General features: G+C 70.6%; 16 protein-coding genes. 3 read left to right on the top strand and 13 right to left on the bottom strand.

Annotation, left to right across the window (positions count from 1 at the left end; translation table 11 throughout):
• Window positions 1–47: 47 nt before the first annotated feature.
• The 7 genes from ACH4U8_RS17435 to ACH4U8_RS17405 form a co-directional block, all read right to left on the bottom strand.
• Complete coding sequence (locus tag ACH4U8_RS17435; RefSeq protein ID WP_395778642.1) at window positions 48–569, bottom strand: GNAT family N-acetyltransferase; 522 nt, start codon at window positions 567–569, stop codon at window positions 48–50.
• Window positions 570–588: 19 nt separating this feature from the next.
• Window positions 589–1,509: a hypothetical protein gene (locus ACH4U8_RS17430; protein WP_379989325.1), complete on the bottom strand. Its 921-nt coding sequence runs from the start codon at window positions 1,507–1,509 to the stop codon at window positions 589–591.
• 178 nt (window positions 1,510–1,687) lie between these two features.
• On the bottom strand, window positions 1,688–2,218 hold the full coding sequence (locus ACH4U8_RS17425; protein WP_395778640.1) for a peptidoglycan-binding protein: 531 nt from the start codon (window positions 2,216–2,218) through the stop codon (window positions 1,688–1,690).
• A gap of 421 nt (window positions 2,219–2,639) precedes the next feature.
• On the bottom strand, window positions 2,640–4,328 hold the full coding sequence (locus ACH4U8_RS17420; RefSeq protein WP_360304806.1) for a ribonuclease J: 1,689 nt from the start codon (window positions 4,326–4,328) through the stop codon (window positions 2,640–2,642).
• A 126-nt stretch (window positions 4,329–4,454) separates the two neighbouring features.
• On the bottom strand, window positions 4,455–5,354 hold the full coding sequence (gene dapA, locus ACH4U8_RS17415) for a 4-hydroxy-tetrahydrodipicolinate synthase (RefSeq protein ID WP_360304804.1): 900 nt from the start codon (window positions 5,352–5,354) through the stop codon (window positions 4,455–4,457).
• Window positions 5,355–5,668: 314 nt separating this feature from the next.
• Entirely contained in the window at window positions 5,669–6,412 is a 744-nt protein-coding gene (gene thyX, locus ACH4U8_RS17410) for an FAD-dependent thymidylate synthase (RefSeq protein ID WP_360304802.1), read from the bottom strand.
• A gap of 48 nt (window positions 6,413–6,460) precedes the next feature.
• Window positions 6,461–7,213, bottom strand: a complete 753-nt coding sequence (locus ACH4U8_RS17405; protein ID WP_395778638.1) for a hypothetical protein — start codon at window positions 7,211–7,213, stop codon at window positions 6,461–6,463.
• A 174-nt stretch (window positions 7,214–7,387) separates the two neighbouring features.
• Here ACH4U8_RS17405 and ACH4U8_RS17400 point away from each other — a divergent pair, with 174 nt between their 5' ends.
• Window positions 7,388–7,933 carry a GNAT family N-acetyltransferase gene (locus ACH4U8_RS17400; RefSeq protein ID WP_360304798.1) on the top strand — a complete coding sequence of 182 codons (546 nt, stop codon included), beginning with the start codon at window positions 7,388–7,390 and terminating at the stop codon, window positions 7,931–7,933.
• Window positions 7,934–8,028: 95 nt separating this feature from the next.
• On the top strand, window positions 8,029–8,703 hold the full coding sequence (locus ACH4U8_RS17395) for a TetR/AcrR family transcriptional regulator (protein WP_395778636.1): 675 nt from the start codon (window positions 8,029–8,031) through the stop codon (window positions 8,701–8,703).
• Here the strand turns inward: ACH4U8_RS17395 and ACH4U8_RS17390 are convergent.
• The 6 genes from ACH4U8_RS17390 to eccD form a co-directional block, all read right to left on the bottom strand.
• The gene (locus ACH4U8_RS17390) at window positions 8,700–9,173 is read right to left on the bottom strand and encodes a hypothetical protein (RefSeq protein WP_395778634.1); all 474 of its coding nucleotides are present in this window, start codon (window positions 9,171–9,173) and stop codon (window positions 8,700–8,702) included. The genes ACH4U8_RS17395 and ACH4U8_RS17390 overlap by 4 nt on opposite strands.
• A gap of 5 nt (window positions 9,174–9,178) precedes the next feature.
• A complete protein-coding gene (gene dapB / locus ACH4U8_RS17385) occupies window positions 9,179–9,931 on the bottom strand; it encodes a 4-hydroxy-tetrahydrodipicolinate reductase (RefSeq protein ID WP_360304792.1) in 753 nt (250 codons plus the stop codon).
• 49 nt (window positions 9,932–9,980) lie between these two features.
• Complete coding sequence (locus tag ACH4U8_RS17380; RefSeq protein WP_395778632.1) at window positions 9,981–11,342, bottom strand: M16 family metallopeptidase; 1,362 nt, start codon at window positions 11,340–11,342, stop codon at window positions 9,981–9,983.
• Window positions 11,339–13,561 (bottom strand): polyribonucleotide nucleotidyltransferase, encoded by a 2,223-nt coding sequence (locus tag ACH4U8_RS17375; protein ID WP_360304788.1) that lies wholly within the window; start codon window positions 13,559–13,561, stop codon window positions 11,339–11,341. Before ACH4U8_RS17375 ends, ACH4U8_RS17380 begins: the two co-directional genes overlap by 4 nt.
• Before the next feature lie 321 nt (window positions 13,562–13,882).
• Window positions 13,883–14,170, bottom strand: coding sequence for a 30S ribosomal protein S15 (gene rpsO, locus ACH4U8_RS17370; protein ID WP_360304787.1), 288 nt, complete (start codon window positions 14,168–14,170; stop codon window positions 13,883–13,885).
• Between the two features lie 144 nt (window positions 14,171–14,314).
• On the bottom strand, window positions 14,315–15,715 hold the full coding sequence (gene eccD / locus ACH4U8_RS17365; protein ID WP_360304785.1) for a type VII secretion integral membrane protein EccD: 1,401 nt from the start codon (window positions 15,713–15,715) through the stop codon (window positions 14,315–14,317).
• Window positions 15,716–15,992: 277 nt separating this feature from the next.
• Between eccD and eccCa the strand changes: the two genes are divergently transcribed.
• Entirely contained in the window at window positions 15,993–19,943 is a 3,951-nt protein-coding gene (gene eccCa / locus ACH4U8_RS17360; protein WP_379989332.1) for a type VII secretion protein EccCa, read from the top strand.
• The last annotated feature ends 11 nt before the right edge of the window (window positions 19,944–19,954 follow it).

The following is a 19,954-nucleotide window of genomic DNA, read 5'->3' as shown; positions in this document are numbered from 1 at the left end:
GGGCCCGGCTACCCGGGTCCGGTCCGCCGGCCCCGACGTCGCCGGGCTCAGTCGGTGGGTGTGTCCGGGCCGGGCGTCGACCAGCGTTGTTCGTCCTCTTGCCAGTGGTCGGTGGGGCGTAGACCCGCGGCCCTGGCGACGCCCGTCGAGGCGAGGTTGGCCGGGTGGATGTGCGCGTGGATCTCCTCGACACCGTGCGCGCGCAGCCAGGCCACCCAGCCGATCGCCGCCTCCTTCGCGATGCCCAGGCCCTGCCAGGCGCCGCCCACGACCCACGCCACCTCGGCGACCGGACCGGGGCCGACCGTGGCCTGCACCGTGCCCACCAACCGCTCCTGCGCACGCAGCCGGATCACCCGGTTCAGCCAGGTCACCTGCGGGTCCGGCGACCCCGCGGCCCACCGCGTGTACCGGGCCCGCAGAGCCGTCAGGTCCTCCGGTTCACCACCGATGAAGGTGTGCAGCGCCGGATCGCCGAGCACCTCGACCATCTCCTCGGCGTGCTCCGCCTCGACCGGGATCAGGTCGAGGCGATCGGTGCGCACCCACGTGGGCTCGTTCACGTTCATCGCGGCAGCATGCCGGCCCTCACGCGGCGATGTCGCCGGCATATCGACGCTCGCGCAGCCGCAGCTCGGACCCGATCCGGGCGACCGTGGCCGGCGCGTTCACGCGTACCTGGTCCGTCGGGCAGTCCAACACCCACCAGCCCTGTCCGCCGATGCTCCGCGACCGCGCCCGCACCCATTGCCGGTCCGCCGTCAGCCCCACCCCGACCCGCCACCGCGGCCAGGCCAGGGCGAAGCGGTGCAGGGTCCGGCCGAACGCCGAGCGAATCTCCCAGCCGACCTCGGCCGGCGGCAACCCGGCGCCGAGCAGCGCCAGCCGCAGTCGGGTCTCGTCCTCGCTCGCGCTGCGCCCGTCGGCCAGCCGCCCCGCCTCGGCGAGCCGCTGCCGACCCGGATGCCCGGCATAACGCCGCACCGCCGCGGCCCACCCCCCGGCCGGAACCAGGCCGGCCCGCAGGAACCCGTCCAGCACCACCACGCCGGTGTCCCGATCCGAGGTACGCACCAGGTCCGCCGCCGTCCGGAGCGGCGAGGTGACCGGAATCCCGCCCGGCCACACCACCTCCCCCGGCGCCAGCGCCATGACCCGGGCCCGGCAGCCGTGCCGGCGGGGCAGTACCGCCCCCACCGGCACGACCACCTCGACCGGTGCCGTCCGCCGAGCCCCGTCCCGGGGATCCGCCGGCACCCGCACGCCGTGCAACTCCGCCGCGGTGCGCCCACAGACCACGGTCCCGCGGGGCAGCACCACGACCGCGGCCCGGGCCCGCACCGCAGGCGTGTCCACGACATGCGCGCCGACGTAGACCCCGTGTATGACCCGACGCACGTCGCCGTCCCGCACCAGGCGTCGGACGACCGACCGGCCGACCCCGTGGCGGGCGGCGACGGCGAGGGTGAAGGGCCGGGACAGCAGGGCGCAAAGGTCGGTCGACGTCATGCGGGTCAGTGTGCGCGCGTCCCCTCCGCGCGTGCCGCCGGTTGTCCACAGCCCCCGGGATGGGTGTGACCATCACACCCGGCCTGTGCACACCGCGTGGCCGAACCGCCCCCTCGGTCCGATCCCCGGCCGACCCGCCGACGCCCTTCGTCCCCACCGCCCGGCCCTTCCGCCCCGCTCAGCCGGTGTCGACCGCCTGCTCCGCCTTCTTCCCGCATCCCTTCTTCGCGCGGTAGAGGACCTTCCAGGTGGCCGCGTCCGTGACCCCCGACGGTTCGAGGGTGTTGCACTTCTGGACCCACCGAACCGCGTCCGCGGTGGCCGCGTCGAAGACTCCGTTGTCCGGCAGCTCCCCGGGGGCACCGGACCGCGTGTCGATCAGGCACTGCACCTGGGCGACCGCGTCGTCCCGATCCCCCTCACGCAGCTCCGGCCGGTTGTCCTTGGCCACGTGATCACAGCGCGAGGCGGCCGCCGCCGGCGACCCGGGGGCCATCATCCCCGTGCCCAATCCCAGCGCAGCACACGAGGCCAGCGCGATCACCGCGGCCCGACCCCGACCCCGCTGCCGCTGCCCGGGCCGGACCGCGGGCGGCCGAGGCGCCGGAATCGGCGGGGCCGGCGGCGGCGCACCGCGCCGTGCCCCACCGCAGCGCCGGTCCCGCCGTACCGCGTCCAGCCCCGCGCACGATCCCGCGTGCGCTCCCACGCCGGGTCCCACCTTCGGTCCCGCGTTCAGTCCCGTATCCATCTCTGCTCCCGACTGCCGATCCTGTCGACGGTGTCGACCCGTCCTGCCCGAAGGGCCGAATGCCCTCCGAACACGACCGACGTTAGGAGCCGGCGAGCACGGCACCGAGAGGTACGAAAACCCGAATTACACACCGCTAAATCACCCGGAAACCCCCGATTCACACCCGCCGCACCCCGCTCCCCGCGGCCCTCCACCCACCCGCGCACCCGTCGGCCCGCACCCCGCGTCCGGACCGGCTCGCACAATCGGTCGAGAACACGCCGCCGCGCCCGACCACGAACGACGACAACCGGCGCCCCGACCACACCGACGACGACACAGGGCCCGCTACGAAGAATTCGTAGCGGGCCCGGGCAGGACGACGAGGAGGCGAGGATCAGACCTCCACGACCACCGGCAGAATCATCGGCCGGCGCCGATAGGTGTCCGACACCCACTTGCCGACGATCCGGCGCACCTGCTGCTGGAGCTGATACGGCTCCGCCACCCCGTCGGCGGCCGCCTTCTGCAACATCTCCTCGATCTTGGGGATCACCGCGTCGAACCGGGCGTCGTCGATGCCCGAGCCGCGTGCCGTGATGGTCGGCCCGCCGACCACCTTGCCGGAGGAGGAGTCCACGGCGAGGAACACGGACACGAAGCCCTCCTCGCCCAGAATCCGGCGATCCTTGAGCGAGGACTCGGTCACGTCGCCCACGGACAAACCGTCCACGTAGACGTAGCCGGCCTGCACCTTGCCGGTGATCTTGGCCACACCGTTGACCAGGTCGACGGTGAGACCGTCCTCGGCGAGCACCACCCGGTCCTTGCGCACCCCGGTCTTGATGCCCAGGTCGGCGGCGGCCCGCAGGTGGCGCCACTCGCCGTGCACCGGCATCAGGTTGCGCGGCCGGGTGAGGTTGAAGAAGTACAACAGTTCACCGGCCGAGGCGTGTCCGGAGACGTGCACCTTGGCGTTTCCCTTGTGCACGACCTTGGCGCCCCAACGGGTCAGCCCGTTGATCACCCGGTAGACCGAGGTCTCGTTGCCCGGGATCAACGAGGACGCGAGCACCACCGTGTCGCCCTCGACGATCCGGATCTGCTGGTGCGAGCGGTTGGCCATCCGCGACAGCGCCGCCATCGGCTCGCCCTGCGAGCCGGTGCACACGAGCACCACCTCGTCCGGCGGCAGGTCGTCCAGCGTCTTGACGTCCACGACCAGTCCGGCCGGAATCTTCAGATAGCCCAGCTCACCGGCGATCTTCATGTTGCGCACCATCGAGCGGCCGACGAAGGCGACCTTGCGCTCGTAGGCGTACGCGGTGTCCAGCACCTGCTGGATGCGGTGCACGTGGCTGGCGAAGCTGGCCACGATGATCCGCTGGTCGGCGTCCGCGAAGACCCGGTCGAGCACGCCGGCGATGTCGCGTTCGGCCGGGATGAAGCCGGGCACCTCGGCGTTCGTGGAGTCCACGAGCAGCAGGTCGATGCCCTCGGTGCCCAGGCGCGCGAACGCCGGCAGGTCGGTCAGCCGGTTGTCCAGCGGCAACTGGTCCATCTTGAAGTCGCCGGTGTGCACGACGGTGCCGGCCTCGGTGCGGATGGCCAGTGCGAGCGCGTCCGGGATCGAGTGGTTCACCGAGATGAACTCGCACTCGAACGGACCGAGCCGCTCGATGTCGCCTTCCTTGACCTCCAGCGTGTACGGCCGGATGCGGTGCTCGGTGAGCTTGGCCTCGATGAACGCCAGGGTCAGCTTCGACCCGATCAGCGGAATGTCGGCCTTCTCGCGGAGCAGATACGGGACCGCACCGATGTGGTCCTCGTGCCCGTGCGTCAGGATGATCGCCTCGATGTCGTCGAGGCGATCCCGAATCGAGCTGAAGTCCGGCAGGATGAGGTCGACTCCGGGCTGCTCCTCCTCGGGGAACAGCACCCCGCAGTCGACGATCAGCAGCCGGCCGTCGAACTCGAAGACGGTCATGTTTCGGCCGATCTCGCCGAGACCACCCAACGGAGTGATCCGAAGGCCGCCCTTGGGCAGCACCGGCGGCGGGCCGAATTCGGGATGGGGATGGCTCAAGTTCTCTCCTCGCCACGTGCCGCCGCCCGGCCGTCTCGAACGGTCGTACGGGGACGCGCAAAAGCTCGTGTTCGGCCCGGGCGGGTTGTGGTACCCGCCCGGGGCACTACTTACAGATATTCCTGCTTACAGCTCTACCCCACCCGCCGAAAGATCCTGCCTAAGCTGCGCGATCTGAGCCTTGGTGGCCTCGATCAGCGGCAGCCGCAGCGGCCCGGCGGGCAGGCCCTGCAATCCCAGAGCGGCCTTGGTGAGGATCACGCCCTGGGTACGAAAAATGCCGGTGTACACCGGAAGGAGGCGCTGGTGGATCTCGCGCGCCTTGGCGACGTCGCCACCCACGTGGGCGTCGATCATCGCGCGGAGCTCCGCCGACACGAGGTGCCCGACCACGCTCACCACACCGACCGCGCCGATGGACAGGAGCGGCAGGTTCAGCACGTCCTCACCGCTGTAGTACACCATGTCGGTGCGCGCCATGACCCAACTCGCGGAGGCGAGGTCGCCCTTGGCGTCCTTGTTCGCGACGATCCTGGGGTGCTCGGCGAGCCGGACCAGGGTCTCGGTCTCGACCGGTACGGCGCTGCGACCGGGGATGTCGTACAACATCACCGGCAGCTCGGTGGCGTCGGCGATGGTGGTGAAGTGCCGGTACAGGCCCTCCTGCGGGGGCTTGTTGTAGTACGGGGTGACCACGAGCAGACCGTGGGCGCCGGCGGCCTGTGCCTGCCGGGCCAACTCGACCGAGTGTCGGGTGTCGTTGGTGCCGACCCCCGTGACCACGAACGCGCGATCGCCCACGGCCTCCAGCACCGCCCGGACCAACTGCTCTTTCTCCGCGTCGCTCGTGGTGGGCGACTCGCCGGTGGTGCCGTTGACGACGAGTCCGTCGTTGCCGGCGTCGACGAGATGGGAGGCCAGGCGCTGGGCGCCGGGAAGGTCGAGCGCACCATCGGCCGTGAAGGGGGTCACCATCGCGGTGAGGACCCGGCCGAAGGGGGTCTGGGGGGTAGACGTCGGAGCCATGGCCCAAACGGTACCGGGCGCACACCTGACCTGCGGGTAGCACCCGCCTTATGAGACCTGGACCGCGGTTTCGCCGCCGATCCCGGCCGCTGTCTCGACGGCAACCCCGGGCGTTCGGCCGAGACTTCGGGCACCCGCGCACATGGTCCGGCGACCGGACGAAAAGAAAGGACCAGGCGCTGCCCGCTCGGGGGTTCGAGCAGCGCCTGATCTCTTTCAGTATCGACCCACAGCGAGCGAAACCTTAGGGATTCGGACGAAAAAGTTCTGATGTCACCCTATGTGCCGATTTGACCACTCGGACGGCTCAACACCTACGGCGCGACTCGTCCGTTCGCGTTGAACGCCGCGTACGTGAGCGGCATCAGCTCGGCCCACGCGGCCTCCATGCCCTCCGCGACCATCTCGATCTCGCGCTGCGGGAAGGACGGGAAGGTCGCGTCCTCACGCTTGGTGCGCAGGCCGAGGAAGTGCATCAGCGAACGCGCGTTGCAGGTCGCGTACATCGACGAGTAGAGGCCCACCGGCAGCGTGGTGCGCGCCACCTCGCGCGCGACGCCCGCCGCCAACATGCGCTGGTAGCCCGCGTAGGCGGCCTCGTAGGACTCGCGCGTGGCGCTGTCCACCGTCTTGTACTGCTCGGGGGTGCCGTCGACGAAGACATAGGCACCGGGCTTGCCCTGCTGGACCAGCTTGCGGTCCTCGGCGGGCACGTAGAACACCGGCTGCAGCTCGCGGTAGCGGCCGCTTTCCTCGTTGTACGACCAGCCGACGCGGTGCCGGTGGAACTCGCGGAAGACGAAGATCGGCGCGCTCACGAAGAACGTCATCGAGTTGTGCTCGAAGGGACTGCCGTGCTTGTCCCGCATCAGGAAGTTGATCAGCCCCCTGGACCGCGAGGCATCCTTTTCGAGCTCGTCGAGGGACTTCTCCCCCGCCGTGGAGACCCGAGCCGCCCACAACACGTCCTGGTCGGCGGCGCTGTGCTTGATCAGCTCGACCGTGACGTCGCTGCGGAAGCGGATGGCGGACGGATTCTCCTGGGGTGTTTCGGTCACGCGGAGTTGCTCCTCGTCGATGAGGTCGGGGTGGACGGGCGCTCCAGCCTAACCACGCCCACCGACATCCCTCGACGCCGTGGCCGAGCCGGCGGACGCGGTGGCCGAGGCGCCCGCCGTCGGTGTGGATCTGGGCACCACCACCGTGCCGGGTTGCGTCGCCGGACCCTCGGCGGGCCGGGTGGCGGCACTCGCGGGCAGCGCCACGGACGTCTCGAAGGTTGCCTTGTCCAGCCGGGACATGAACGGCTGCACCTGGATCACCAGCCTGCCGACCAGCTCGCGGGGCACCGCGAAGTTGTAGGTGAACACCGTGTCGGCGTTGCGCGCCGCCTGATCCGGGCCGCTGCGCAGGGGCCCGGTCTTCGCGGGCCCGCACGGCCACCCGTCGGGCCCGGCGTACAGCGTCACGCCGAACAGGTCGGCCACCAGGTTGGAGCCGGTCCGGTTGGTGTATCGGATCGGGATCGCGACGTCGACCGTCTCGCGTTTCTCGTTCGGCACGCCCACCGAGCGGGTCACCGCGAGCGGCAGCGTGGCCACCGTCAACCCGTTCGAATACGTGTGCGAGCCCTGTTTCGGCGGGACCTGGCCGGGTGGGACCGCCGCGCCGGGGGGCGCCGCGCTCGGCGCCGAACCACCCGTCGGGTTCTTGTCCGGCAGGTCCGGCGGATTGCCGGTCGCGCCCGCGCCCGCCGCCTTCGGCTTCTCGTCGTCGATCGTCGGACCGACCATGCAGCCGCTCGCGAGCAGCACGACCACCGCACACGCCGGGGCGATTCGTCGGATCCGGACCCCCATGACCATCCTCCGCTGCCGCGCCCACCAATCCTTGGCGGACAGCGTCGCACGCCGCGCGCGAGGTCGGGAGCGCCTGTCCCGCGTGTCGCCCACCCGTGTGCGCGTTCGGCGAGCGGGGGACACGGGCCGCCGGGGCGCGCGAGAATCGGCCGTACTCGACGATGGGGGCGCCACATGACCGATCCGTACGTACGCCCGGCCCACGCCGGCGACGGTGCCGCCCTGGGCGCCGCGCACGCCCGGGCCTGGCACGACGCGTATACCGGAGTGTTGCCGGCCGCCGCGCTGGAGGCGGCGACGCCCCGGGCGCTGGCCGCCGAGTGGGAGGACGCGGCGATCGCGCCACCCTCGCCCCGCCACCGCCTGCTGGTGGCCTGTGCGGGGCCGACCGTGGCCGGTTTCGCGGCCCTGGTGCCCGGCTCGGACGAGGATCTCGACCCGGCCCGCTCCGGCGAGTTGGCGATCCTGGTGATCGACCCGCCACGACAGCGCGAGGGGCACGCCTCACGGCTGCTGACGGCGGTCGTCGCGGACGCCGCGACGGACGAGGTGGAAACGCTGGTGACCTGGGTTTTGGAGAGCGACAAGCCGTTGTACGACTTCCTGGTCGGCACCGGTTGGGCACCCGACGGCGCGACCCGCGAACTGTGGGTGGACGAGGCGGGCGGCTCGGTGATCCGACAGGTGCGATTGCACACGGCGGTGGCCATCGGCGAGTGAGCGCGGATCGGCGGACGAAACGGCCGACGAACACGGTGAACACCACACCGATGTGCCATTGAACAAGGTAAGTCAGCCGTCTTAACGTGGGCGCCGTGAGCCGAACTCCGACCCGCGAGCGCCTTCTGCTCACCGCCGAGCGGCTCTTCGCCGTGCACGGAATCGACGCGGTCTCGCTGCGACAGATCAGTGTCGCGGCGAGTCAGCGCAACAATTCGGCCGCGCAATACCACTTCGGCAACAAAGAGGAGTTGATCCGGGCAATCTTCGGATTCCGACTCGTGGCGATCAACGCGCGCCGTGAGGCTCTGGTCCGGGAGTCGGTGCGCACCGGACTGGACGCACAGCCGAGGACGCTGGCCGAGGCCATGGTGCGACCGCTCGCCGAACAGATCGATGTCGGCGGCAGTTTCTATCTGCGCTTTCTGGCCCGCGTGCACCAGCACATGGGCGCGAGCACGTACGCGCTGCCGGCGATGGGCCTGGAGGGCAGCTCACCGGAGTTCGGCGCCTTGATCGACCTCGCGCTGGGTCATCTGCCGACCGCCGTGCGGCGCAACCGGCTGCGGCTGGGCGGGAGTCTGGCGGTGCACGCCACGGCCGACCGGGAACAGCGGGTGTACGAGGGGCAGGCGCACGACGTGTTGCCGCCGGCGGCCTTCGTGGCGGACCTGGTGGACGCGGTGGTCGGCATTCTGGCCGCGCCGGTGTCCGCCCAGGTGCTGGCCGCGCTGGAACCGCCGACGGGCCGGCCGGCCCTGCGAACCTAGGGCGAAGACGCGCCCTGGGCCCTCGCCGCGGGTCGGCCGGCGTGCAGGCGGATCGCGGTGAGCATGGCCCGGCGCCCGCGCGCGTTGTCGCGCGCGTCGCCGTACGCGACGGCCAGCCGGTACCAGACCCGCCAGTCCTCGGGGGCGGCCTCGACCTCCGCCTTGCGTCGTTCGAACGCCGCGTCCGCGCTGTCCCGGTCGACCCGGCCGCCCGGCGTGCGCCGCAACTCGTCCGGCGGCAGGGCGCCCTCGGCCGCCAACTCGCGGGCCAGGCGCTGCATCGCGAAGCCGAAACGCGCCTCGCGCCAGATGTACCAGGCGCCGACGATCGGCACGAGCAGGATCGCCAGACCCAGCACGATGGTGACCGGCTCCCCGTCGCGAATCGCGATCAGGCCACGACTGCCGACCAGGAAGACGTAGAACACCAGAACCGCGATCAGCACGAGCGCGGTGACACGTTGCTTCACGATGCTCAGTCCAGATCGAGGAAGTGTTCCAGGCCCACGGTCAGGCCGGGCACGGAAACCACACGACGCACCCCGAGCAGTACGCCCGGCATGAACGACGTGCGCTGGAACGAGTCGTGCCGGATGGTCAACATCTCGCCCTCGTCGCCGAGCAGGACCTCCTGGTGGGCGACCAGACCGCGCAGGCGCACCGCGTGCACCGGGACGCCGTCGACCTTGCCGCCGCGGGCGCCGTCCGGGTCGTCCACCGTCGCGTCGGGCATGTCCGCCAGGCCCGCCCGCTCGCGTGCCTCGGCGATCAACTCGGCGGTCCGGCGGGCGGTGCCGCTGGGCGCGTCCAGCTTGTTCGGGTGATGCAGTTCGACGATCTCGGCCGACTCGTAGAACCGGGCCGCCTTCGCCGCGAACTGCATCATCAGCACCGCGCCGATGCCGAAGTTCGGCGCGATCAGGATGCCGGTCCGCGGGCTCTTCGCCAGCCACTCGCGCAGCAGCGCCAGGCGGTCGGGGGTGAAACCGCTGGTGCCCACGACGGCGTGGATGCCGGCGCCGGCGCAATATTCGAGATTGCCCATGACCACACCCGGGTGGGTGAAGTCGACGGCGACCTGCGCGCCCGCCTTCGCGAGTTCGGCGAGGTCGTCGCCTTCGTCGACGCGCGCCACCAGTTCGAGGTCGGCCGCGGCCTCGACGGCCCGGCACGCCTCGGAACCCATGCGGCCGGCCGCACCGATCACACCCACCCGGATTGCAGTCATGTCGTGCACTCTCCAGTCAGAACGTGTTTCGACTTCGATCGCGCCGCGATCAGGCCGACGCGGCGACGAAGTCCCCGTCGTCGGCGAACGGTCCGACCACGGCCAGGGTGGGCCGCGCGGCGAGCAGGTGTTTCGCCACGTCGTGGACCTCGGCGGCGGTGACCGCCGCGATCCGGGCGAGTACCTCGTCGACGGACAGGTGCTCGCCGTAGACGAGTTCGCTCTTGCCGATCCGGCTCATCCGGGACCCGGTGTCCTCCAGGCCCAGCACGGTCGAGCCGCGCAGTTGCCCGATGGCCCGATCGATCTCGTCCTGCGGCAGGCCCTCGCGGACCACCCGGTCCAGCTCGGTCCGGCAGATCTCGATCACCTGGCGGGCCTTCTTGGGCTGGCAACCGGCATAGATGCCGAACACGCCCAGGTCGGCATAGCCGGAGTGGAAGGAGTAGACCGAGTAGGCCAGGCCGCGCTTCTCCCGGATCTCCTGGAAGAGCCGCGAACTCATCCCGCCGCCCAGCGCGGTGTTGAGCACGCTGAGCGCGAATCGCCGATCGTCGTCCCGGGCCAACCCCGGCATGCCCAGCACCAGATGGGCCTGCTCGGTCGGCCGGTTCAGCACCCGTACGCTGCCGGTCGCCCGGGCCCCGCGCCCACCGGCGCGCGGCGCGGCGGGCACCGCCTGCTCGTCCACGCGCACCTGCGCGAACGCCTTCTTGACCAGGCGGACCACCTTGGCGTGGTCGACGTTGCCGGCCGCGGTCACCACCATGTTCGGCGCCTTGTAGCGACGCTTGTAGTAGCCGCTGATCTGGGTCCGGGTGAGCGCGTTGATCGACTCGACCGTGCCCAGCACCGGACGACCGAGCGGGGCGTCGCCGAGCATCGCGTCGTAGAACAGCTCGTGCACGAGGTCGCCGGGCTCGTCCTCGTTCATCGCGATCTCCTCGAGGATCACGCCGCGTTCGGCGTCCACGTCCTCGGCGTCGATCAGCGAGCCGGTCACCATGTCGCAGATCACGTCGATCGCGAGCGGGAGATCGGTGTCGAGCACACGTGCGTAGTAGCACGTGTACTCCTTGGTGGTGAACGCGTTCATCTCGCCGCCGACCGCGTCCAGCTCGGCCGAGATCTCCAGCGCGTCGCGCTTTTCGGTGCCCTTGAACAGCAGGTGTTCGAGGTAGTGCGAGGTGCCGGCCAACGCGGGTGTCTCGTCCCGCGAGCCGACCCCGACCCAGATCCCGAACGTGGCGGAGCGCACGGAGGGCATGTTCTCGGTGATCACCCGAAGGCCGCCGGGCAGGACGGTGCGGCGGACGGCACCGGTGCCGTCCGCGTCACGCAGCAGGGTCTTCGTGGAACCAGGCCGCTGCGCGGACGCAGCGACCTGGTTCTTCGACGAGGAGGACGTCACTTGGCGGCAGCGTCCTCGGCGGTCTCGGCGTTGTCTTCGCCCTCGATGACCGGGACGAGCGACAGCTTGCCGCGCTGGTCGATCTCGGCGATCTCGACCTGCACCTTGTCGCCGACCTTGATCACGTCGTCGACGTTCTCGACCCGCTTGCCGCCGGCGATCTTGCGCAGCTGCGAGATGTGCAGCAGGCCGTCCTTGCCGGGCATCAGCGACACGAACGCGCCGAACGTGGTGGTCTTGACAACCGTACCCAGGTACCGCTCGCCGACCTCGGGCATCGTCGGGTTGGCGATCGCGTTGATCGTCGCCCGCGCGGCCTCGGCCGAGGTGCCGTCCGAGGCACCGATGTAGATCGTGCCATCGTCCTCGATGGTGATCTCGGCACCGGTGTCGTCCTGGATCTGGTTGATCATCTTGCCCTTCGGGCCGATGACCTCGCCGATCTTGTCCACCGGGATCTTGACGGTGATGATGCGCGGCGCGAACTGCGACATCTCGTCCGGCGTGTCGATGGCTTCCATCATCACGTCGAGGATGTGCAGGCGGGCGTCCTTGGCCTGCTTGAGCGCACCGGCGAGCACCGACGCCGGGATGCCGTCGAGCTTGGTGTCGAGCTGGAGCGCGGTGACGAACTCCTTGGTGCCGGCGACCTTGAAGTCCATGTCGCCGTACGCGTCCTCGGCACCGAGGATGTCGGTCAGGCAGACGTACTCGGTCTTGCCGTCGACCTCGTCCGAGATCAGCCCCATCGCGATGCCCGCGACCGGCGCCCGGAGCGGCACACCGGCGTTGAGCAGCGACATCGTGGACGCGCAGACCGAGCCCATCGAGGTCGAACCGTTGGAGCCGAGCGCCTCGGACACCTGACGGATCGCGTACGGGAAGTCCTCGCGGGCCGGCAGGACCGGGAGGATGGCGCGCTCGGCGAGCGCGCCGTGGCCGATCTCGCGGCGCTTGGGCGAGCCCACCCGGCCGGTCTCGCCGACCGAGTACGGCGGGAAGTTGTAGTTGTGCATGTAGCGCTTGCGCGTCTCGGGCGAGAGCGTGTCGAGCATCTGCTCCATGCGCAGCATGTTCAGCGTGGTGATGCCCAGGATCTGGGTCTCGCCGCGCTCGAACAGGGCCGAGCCGTGCACGCGCGGGATGACCTCGACCTCGGCCGACAGGGTGCGGATGTCGGTCAGGCCGCGACCGTCGATGCGCACCTTGTCGCGCAGCACGCGCTGACGCACGAGCTTCTTGGTGAGCGAGCGGAACGCGCCGCCGATCTCCTTCTCGCGACCCTCGAACGCCGGGAGCAGCTTCTCCGCGGCCAGGTCCTTGACCCGGTCGAGCTCGCTCTCGCGGGCCTGCTTGCCGGCGATGGTCAGCGCGGCCGACAGCTCGTCGGTCACCGCGGCGGCCAGCGCCTCGAAGACGTCGTCCTGGTAGTCCAGGAAGACCGGGAACTCGCCGGTCTCCTTGGCCGCCTTCTCGGCGACCTGGACCTGCGCGGCGCACAGCGCCTTGATGAACTTCTTGGAGGCTTCGAGGCCGTCCGCCACGACCTCCTCGGTCGGCGCCTCCGCGCCGCCCTTGACCAGCTCGATCGTGCCGGTCGTGGCCTCGGCCTCGACCATCATGATCGCCACGTCGCCGTCCTCGAGCACGCGGCCCGCGACGACCATGTCGAACACGGCGCGCTCGAGCTCGGTGTGCGTGGGGAAGCCGACCCAGGTGCCGTCGATGAGCGCCACCCGGACGCCACCGATCGGGCCGGAGAACGGCAGGCCGGCGAGCTGGGTGGACATCGAGGCCGCGTTGATCGCCACGACGTCGTACAGGTGGTCCGGGTTGAGCGCCATGATCGTCTCGACGATCTGGATCTCGTTGCGCAGGCCCTTCTTGAAGGACGGGCGCAGCGGACGGTCGATCAGGCGGCAGGTGAGGACGGCGTCCTCGGACGGGCGGCCCTCGCGACGGAAGAAGGAGCCGGGGATCTTGCCCGCGGCGTACATGCGCTCTTCGACGTCCACCGTCAGGGGGAAGAAGTCGAGCTGGTCCTTCGGGCGCTTCGAGGCGGTCGTGGCCGAGAGCACCATGGTGTCGTCGTCCAGATAGACCACGGCGGAGCCGGCGGCCTGCCGGGCGAGCCGGCCGGTCTCGAAGCGGATGGTGCGGTTGCCGAACGTGCCGTTCTCGATGACTGCTTCGGCGAAGCTGATGTCGGGACCCTCCACGGGTGCCCTCCTCGTTCGTTTCGAGGGAGGTCCGCGGCGCATGACGCCACAGGGCCGGCCGAGCCGGTCTTCGATCGAAGCACCCGGGTGCGTTACCCGGGGGCCACTACCGAGGACCGGCGCTGTAGGTCGGCGCCTTGGTCGCGACGCGGCGCTCCCAGTCTTTGTTCGTCTCCCTCGTGCCGATGCACGGGAAGGGGGTTCGTGCTGTCTTGTTCTATCGCAGCGCGGGATGCCCGCGCGCGGGACACAGCCTACAAAGACCGTGTCCGGATACGGCGAAGGAGCGGCTCGTGAAAGCCGCTCCCCCGTCGTGCGTTACTAGCGGATGCCGACGCCGCTGCGGCGGATGCTCAGGCGGTCCGTCAGCGTGCGGTAGCGCTCGATGTCCTTCTTGGCCAGGTAGCCGAGCAGGCGACGACGCTGGCCGACCAGGAGCAGCAGGCCCCGGCGGCTGTGGTGGTCGTGCTTGTGCTCCTTGAGGTGGGCGGTGAGCTCGTTGATGCGGAAGCTCAGGATCGCGACCTGCACCTCGGGGGAGCCGGTGTCGCCTTCCTTGGTGGCGTAGTCGGCCATGATCTGCTTCTTCGTTGCGGTGTCGAGCGACACGTGTTCTCCCTCTGCAAGGTGGTGAGCGCCCCCGGTCTGACTCACGGAGGCAACTTGGCTCACATGGTGCGGGCGCGCGGCCCGTGGACAGCGCGCATCCCGGGCACGAGGCTCCGGGATACGGACAACCCTAGCAGGAGCGCATCAGGCCGTGATGTTCCGCAGCTTGTCGTACAGATCCAGCACGGCCAGGCACAGCGGGACGACGGACACCATCAACATGCCTTCGAGCACGTCCATCGCGCGTCCCCAGAACGGGGACAGGCCGCGCGTGGGCACGGTGGTGGCGACGATCGCGAGGAGCGCGCCGACCGCGCAGACCAGCGCGAAGATCCAGCCCTGCCGCTCCTTGTCCAGGAATCCGGTGTCCAGGGTCAGGCCGATGAAGAGCATCGCCAGGCCCAGCAGGCCGGCCGTGTACAACACGGTGACCTGCGTGGTGTGCCGGAACAGGCGGGCGCGGCCGAGGGTGACCAGGGCCAGCACGGCGGTCAGGACCCGGGTCCACATGGTGTCGACGTTGCCCAGCACGACGCACGAGGCGACGATCACGGCGGCGCACGCGCCGGTGAGGCCGCTGAGCAGTTCGTGTCCGTTGCGGGCGCGCGCGGCGACGTCGGCGTGGTCGAGGGTGTCGCTCTGCCGGGCGGTGGGCGCGTCCGAGGGCAGGAAGCCGATCGGCAGGCGGGCCAGGCGGGCGGCCCAGGAGGGCAGGAAGGCGATCATCGCGAGCGCGACGGTGCCCGCGACGGCCGCCGCCTCGCGCGGGCCGCTCTCGAAGGTGATCAGGCCGAAGGTGGCCAGGGTTCCCAGCGCACCGGCGCCGGCGCCCGCGATGTAGACGGCGCCGCGTTCCGGCAGCAGCGCGGCGATCAGCGTGGACACCACCAGGACCGCGACGCAGGCGGTCAGGAACTGCACCCGGCCCGGGCCCTCGCGCACCGGCGGCTCGATCGCGCCCAGGCCGGCCAGGAAGGCGTTCGGCAGCGCGCCGAGGCCGAGCACGGCGCCACCCACGTGGTCGCCGTAGACCCGCGAGCGAACGCCGGCGACCACGGTGAGCACCAGGGCCAGCGAGCCGCCGACGATGGCGGGCAGGCCGTGCGGCAGGGGGGTCATCCGCCAGAGCACGATGGCGCCCAGGGTGAAGAAGGCGGCGGCACCGGACAGGCCGGCGATCCGCAACATCTCCGGCGTCCACAACCGGTTGTCGCCGGTGACCGAGGTGGCCACCGAGTCGGCCACGTCGTCGTAGACCGGCGGCGGCGGTGCGTCGGCGAGGGCGGTGAAGCGCAGCAGTTCCCCGTCGCGCACGTGCTGCCCCGCGAGGGTGAGCGCGCTGTCCAGGGCCTCGCCGTCGAGCCGGGTGAGCTGGAAGCCGGTCACCGCGCCGTTGCGCTGGGTCTGCCCGGACAGCCGGAGTATCTCCGGGTACAGCTCGGCGAGCGGGACCTCTTCCGGCAGCGCGAGGTCGACTCGGCAGTCCGGCGCGATGACGGTGATCCGGGCGAACCCGGTGGTGACCGTCGTGGTCGTGGAGTTCACCTGTGCAGATCCCCCTGCTTGTAGCTGCCCCGTGTCCCGCGGCCCCGAGGGGCCGGGATGACGACGCACTCTATACGCCGCGACCCGGCTCGCCACTGGCGCCGACGCGGTCGGCCAGTAGTATGCGGCGCACACACGAACGGCTCAACCGCCCTCACGTGTGCATGGAGACGACCCTGACGGGGTGGGTTGACTCACATCACCTGCTCCTTTTCCGTGTTCTGCGGCGGGCTCGATCCGTGTCCAGGATCCTCGCGACGGATGAGGCTGATTCACCTTGACCGTGGTCATCGTCAAGCGCCCGCCCAGGGTGCTGCCCTCGCCTGTGCCGGCGGAGGAGATCCAGCTCCAGGCACCCCCCGAACTGGAGCGCCCGACCGACCAGAACTGGATCATGAGCGTGCTCCCGATGATGGGCATGCTCGGCTCGGCCGGCTTCTTCTTCATGCCTGGTGCACCGAAGATGATGATGGTCATGGGCGGCATGATGATGATCTCGTCGCTGGTCATGGTGGTCGCCAACATCATCAAGTCGCGCGGTGGCAACCGGGTCCAGATGCTCGACGCCCGACGCGACTACCTCAAGTACCTGGCCCAGCAGCGCAAGGAGGTCCGCCGGACCGCCCGCAAGCAGCGCGACGCGCAGTTGTGGACGCACCCGGACCCGGCGCAGTTGTGGTCGGTGGCGGCGGGCGAGCGACGGATCTGGGAACGCCGGGCCGGTGACGCCGACTTCGGACAGGTCCGGGTCGGCGTGGGCCAGCAGCAGTTGTCCACTGCGCTGGTGGCGCCGAGTACCGCGCCGCTGGAGGAGTTGGAGCCGCTGTGCGCGGATGCCATGCGGCGCTTCCTGCGCACCCAGGCGACGCTGGACGACCTGCCGATGGCGGTGTCGCTGCGCTCCTTCTACCACCTGACCGTCTCCGGCGAGCCGGAGCGGGTGTACGGGCTGACCCGGGCGATGTTGGGCCAACTCGCGGTGCTGCACTCGCCGGACGACGTGCGCATCGTGGTGGCCACGGACGCGAACTCGCTGCCGCACTGGGAATGGCTGAAGTGGCTCCCGCACGTGCAGCACCCGTCCCAGTCGGACGGCGCCGGTTCGATCCGGATGATCGCGGGCGACCTCGGCGAGATCGAGGAGTGGCTGGCGGAGGACCTGGCCGGGCGTTCGCGCTTCGCGGCCGGCGCGCAGCCGGTACTGGACCAGCCGCATCTGGTGGTGGTCCTGGACGGCGGCGGCGTGCCCGCCAACTCGCTGCTCGCGGGGGCGGACGGGCTGCAGGGTGTGACCATCGTCGAGGTGGTGCCCGGCCCGCTGGACGAACTGCGCGGCGGCCTGGCGATCATCGCCGAGGAGGACCGGCTGACGCTGGAGTCCACGGCGGGCGCGTACGAGGGGGTGCCGGACTTCCTGTCGGCGGGCGACGCGGAGGCGCTCGCCCGGAAGTTGGCCCCGTTGCGGTTGTCGGCCAACGACGACGACGAGCCGCTGCTGGCCAACCTGGACTTCACCGACCTGATGGGCATCGGTGACGCCGCGCAGGTGGACGTGTCGCAGACCTGGCGGCCCAGGCCGCCGAACGACCGGCTGCGGGTGCCGATCGGGATCGGCCAGAACGGCGAGCCGATCATGCTGGACATCAAGGAAGCGGCGATGGAGGGCATGGGCCCGCACGGCCTGTGCGTCGGCGCCACCGGTTCCGGCAAGTCCGAACTGCTGCGCACCCTGGTGCTGGGCCTGGCCACCACGCACAGCTCGGAGATCCTCAACTTCGTGCTCGCCGACTTCAAGGGCGGCGCGACCTTCTCCGGGATGTCGGACATGCCGCACGTCGCGGCGGTGATCACCAACCTGTCCGACGACCTGACCCTGGTCGACCGCATGCGCGACTCGATCACCGGCGAGCTGAACCGGCGGCAGGAGCTTCTGCGTTCGGCGGGCAACTACGCCAACATGCACGACTACGAGCGGGCCCGGGTCGCGGGCGCCGCGCTGGAGCCGCTGCCCTCGCTGGTGATCATCATCGACGAGTTCAGCGAACTGCTGACCGCCAAGCCGGACTTCATCGACATGTTCATCCAGATCGGCCGCATCGGCCGATCGCTGGGCGTACACCTGCTGCTCGCGTCGCAGCGTCTGGAGGAGGGCCGGCTGCGCGGTCTGGACACGTACCTGTCCTACCGGATCGGTCTGCGTACCTTCTCCGCCGCCGAGTCGCGCGCGGCGATCGGCGTCCCGGACGCGTATCACCTGCCGTCGGTGCCCGGCGCGGGCTATCTCAAGTTCGACACCGAGTCGATGGTGCAGTTCAAGGCCGCGTACGTGTCGGGTACCTACCGGGCCTCCGACCGGATTCGACGCAACCGGTCGGGCGCCCCGATGCCGGTGCTGTTCGGGAGTCGGTGGACGGCCGCGAACATGTGGAACCGGCAGCCCGATCTGCCGCCGGAGCCCGAGCCCGAGCCGGACATCGACAGCGCGCTCGCGGACACCGTGCTGGACGTGATCGTGCGCCGGATGGTCAACCAGGGTCCGCCCGCGCACCAGGTGTGGCTGCCGCCGCTGTCCGAGTCGAACTCGGTCGACCAGATGTTGCCGCCGCTGCAGGTCACCGCGGACCGCGGGCTGTGCTCGCCGGACTGGGGCGCGAACGGCCGTCTGGTGGTGCCGCTGGGCCTGGTGGACAAGCCGTTCGAGCAGCGCCGCGACGTGATGTACGCGGACCTGTCCGGCGCGGCCGGTCACGCGCTGGTGGTGGGTGGTCCGCGAAGCGGCAAGAGCACCTTGCTGCGCACCATGATCACCTCCTTCGCACTGACCCACACGCCGGCCGAAGTGCAGTTCTACGTCCTGGACTTCGGCGGCGGCGGCATGGTCGCGCTGAGCGACCTGCCGCACGTCGGCGGGGTGGCGGGCAGGCTCGACGCCGAGCGGGTGCGCCGGATCGTCAGCGAGGTCAAGGGCATCCTGGACCGCCGCGAGGAGATGTTCCGGGTCAACAACATCGACTCGATCGACACGTTCCGCAGGCGCCGGGCCGCCGGGACGCTGCCGGACGAGGCGTGGGGCGACGTCTTCCTGTTCGTCGACGGCTGGTTGACCCTCAAGAACGACTTCGACGCGCTGGAGGCCGAGGTCACCGACATCGCCACGCGCGGTCTGGGCTTCGGCGTGCACGTGGTGCTCACCGCGTCCCGGCATCCGGAGATCCGGCCCGCGCTCAAGGACCAGATCCAGACCCGGTTGGAGCTGCGGCTCGGCGAGACGATGGAGTCCGAGGTCGACCGGCGGCTCGCGGCGAACGTGCCCACGGGTGCGCCGGGCCGCGGCCTGTCCCCGGACAAGCTGCACTTCCTGGCCGCGCTGCCGCGGATCGACGGGGCCTCCACGGCGGAGGACCTGGGCGAGGGCATGGCGGCCATGGTGGGCGCGATCAAGGCCGCTTGGGCGGGGCCGCCCGCTCCGCCGGTGCGGGTGTTGCCGATGTTGCTGCCCTACGAGCAGTTGCCGACGCCGGCGCAGGTGCCCGGTCGGGCGATCCCGATCGGGGTGGACGAGGCGACGCTCAGCCCGGTCTACCTGGACTTCAACGTCGACACGAACTTCGTGCTGTTCGGCGAGAGCGAGTCCGGCAAGACCAACTTCCTGCGGTTGCTGGCCCGCGGCATCTCCGAGCGCTACACGCCGGCCGAGGCGCGGATCATCGTGTCCGACTACCGGCGCACGCTCCTGGACGTGGTCCCGGAGTCGCACCTGCTGGAGTACGCGGCGGCGGCGCCGGCCCTGACCTCGTTCATGAACGAGATCCGCGGCGGCATCGAACGCCGCCTGCCCGGACCGGAGGTGACCCAGGACCAGCTCCGCAACCGGAGTTGGTGGAGCGGCCCCGAGCTGTTCCTGCTGGTCGACGACTACGACCTGGTGGCCTCCTCCAGCGGCAACCCGGTCGGCAGCATCGCCGAGTTCCTGCCGCTGGCCCGCGACGTCGGCCTGCACCTGATCATCGCCCGCAGCAGCGGCGGCGCGGGCCGCGCCCTGTACGAGCCGGTCCTGCAAAAGCTCCTCGACCTGGGCACGTCCGGCCTGATCCTGTCCGGCAACCGCGACGAGGGCGCCCTGATGGCCAACGTGAAACCGGCTCAACTGCCGCCGGGACGCGGCCAGTTCATCACCCGTCGACGCGGCGTCGAACTGATCCAGACGGCCTGGCTCGCGGAGAGCTGACGTCGAGAACC

It is taken from the genome of Embleya sp. NPDC020886 (genome assembly GCF_044333915.1).
In the GTDB taxonomy this organism is placed as follows: domain Bacteria; phylum Actinomycetota; class Actinomycetes; order Streptomycetales; family Streptomycetaceae; genus Embleya.
Note: the sequence above shows the minus strand (reverse complement) of the source record. Positions and strands in the feature narration are given on the sequence as shown.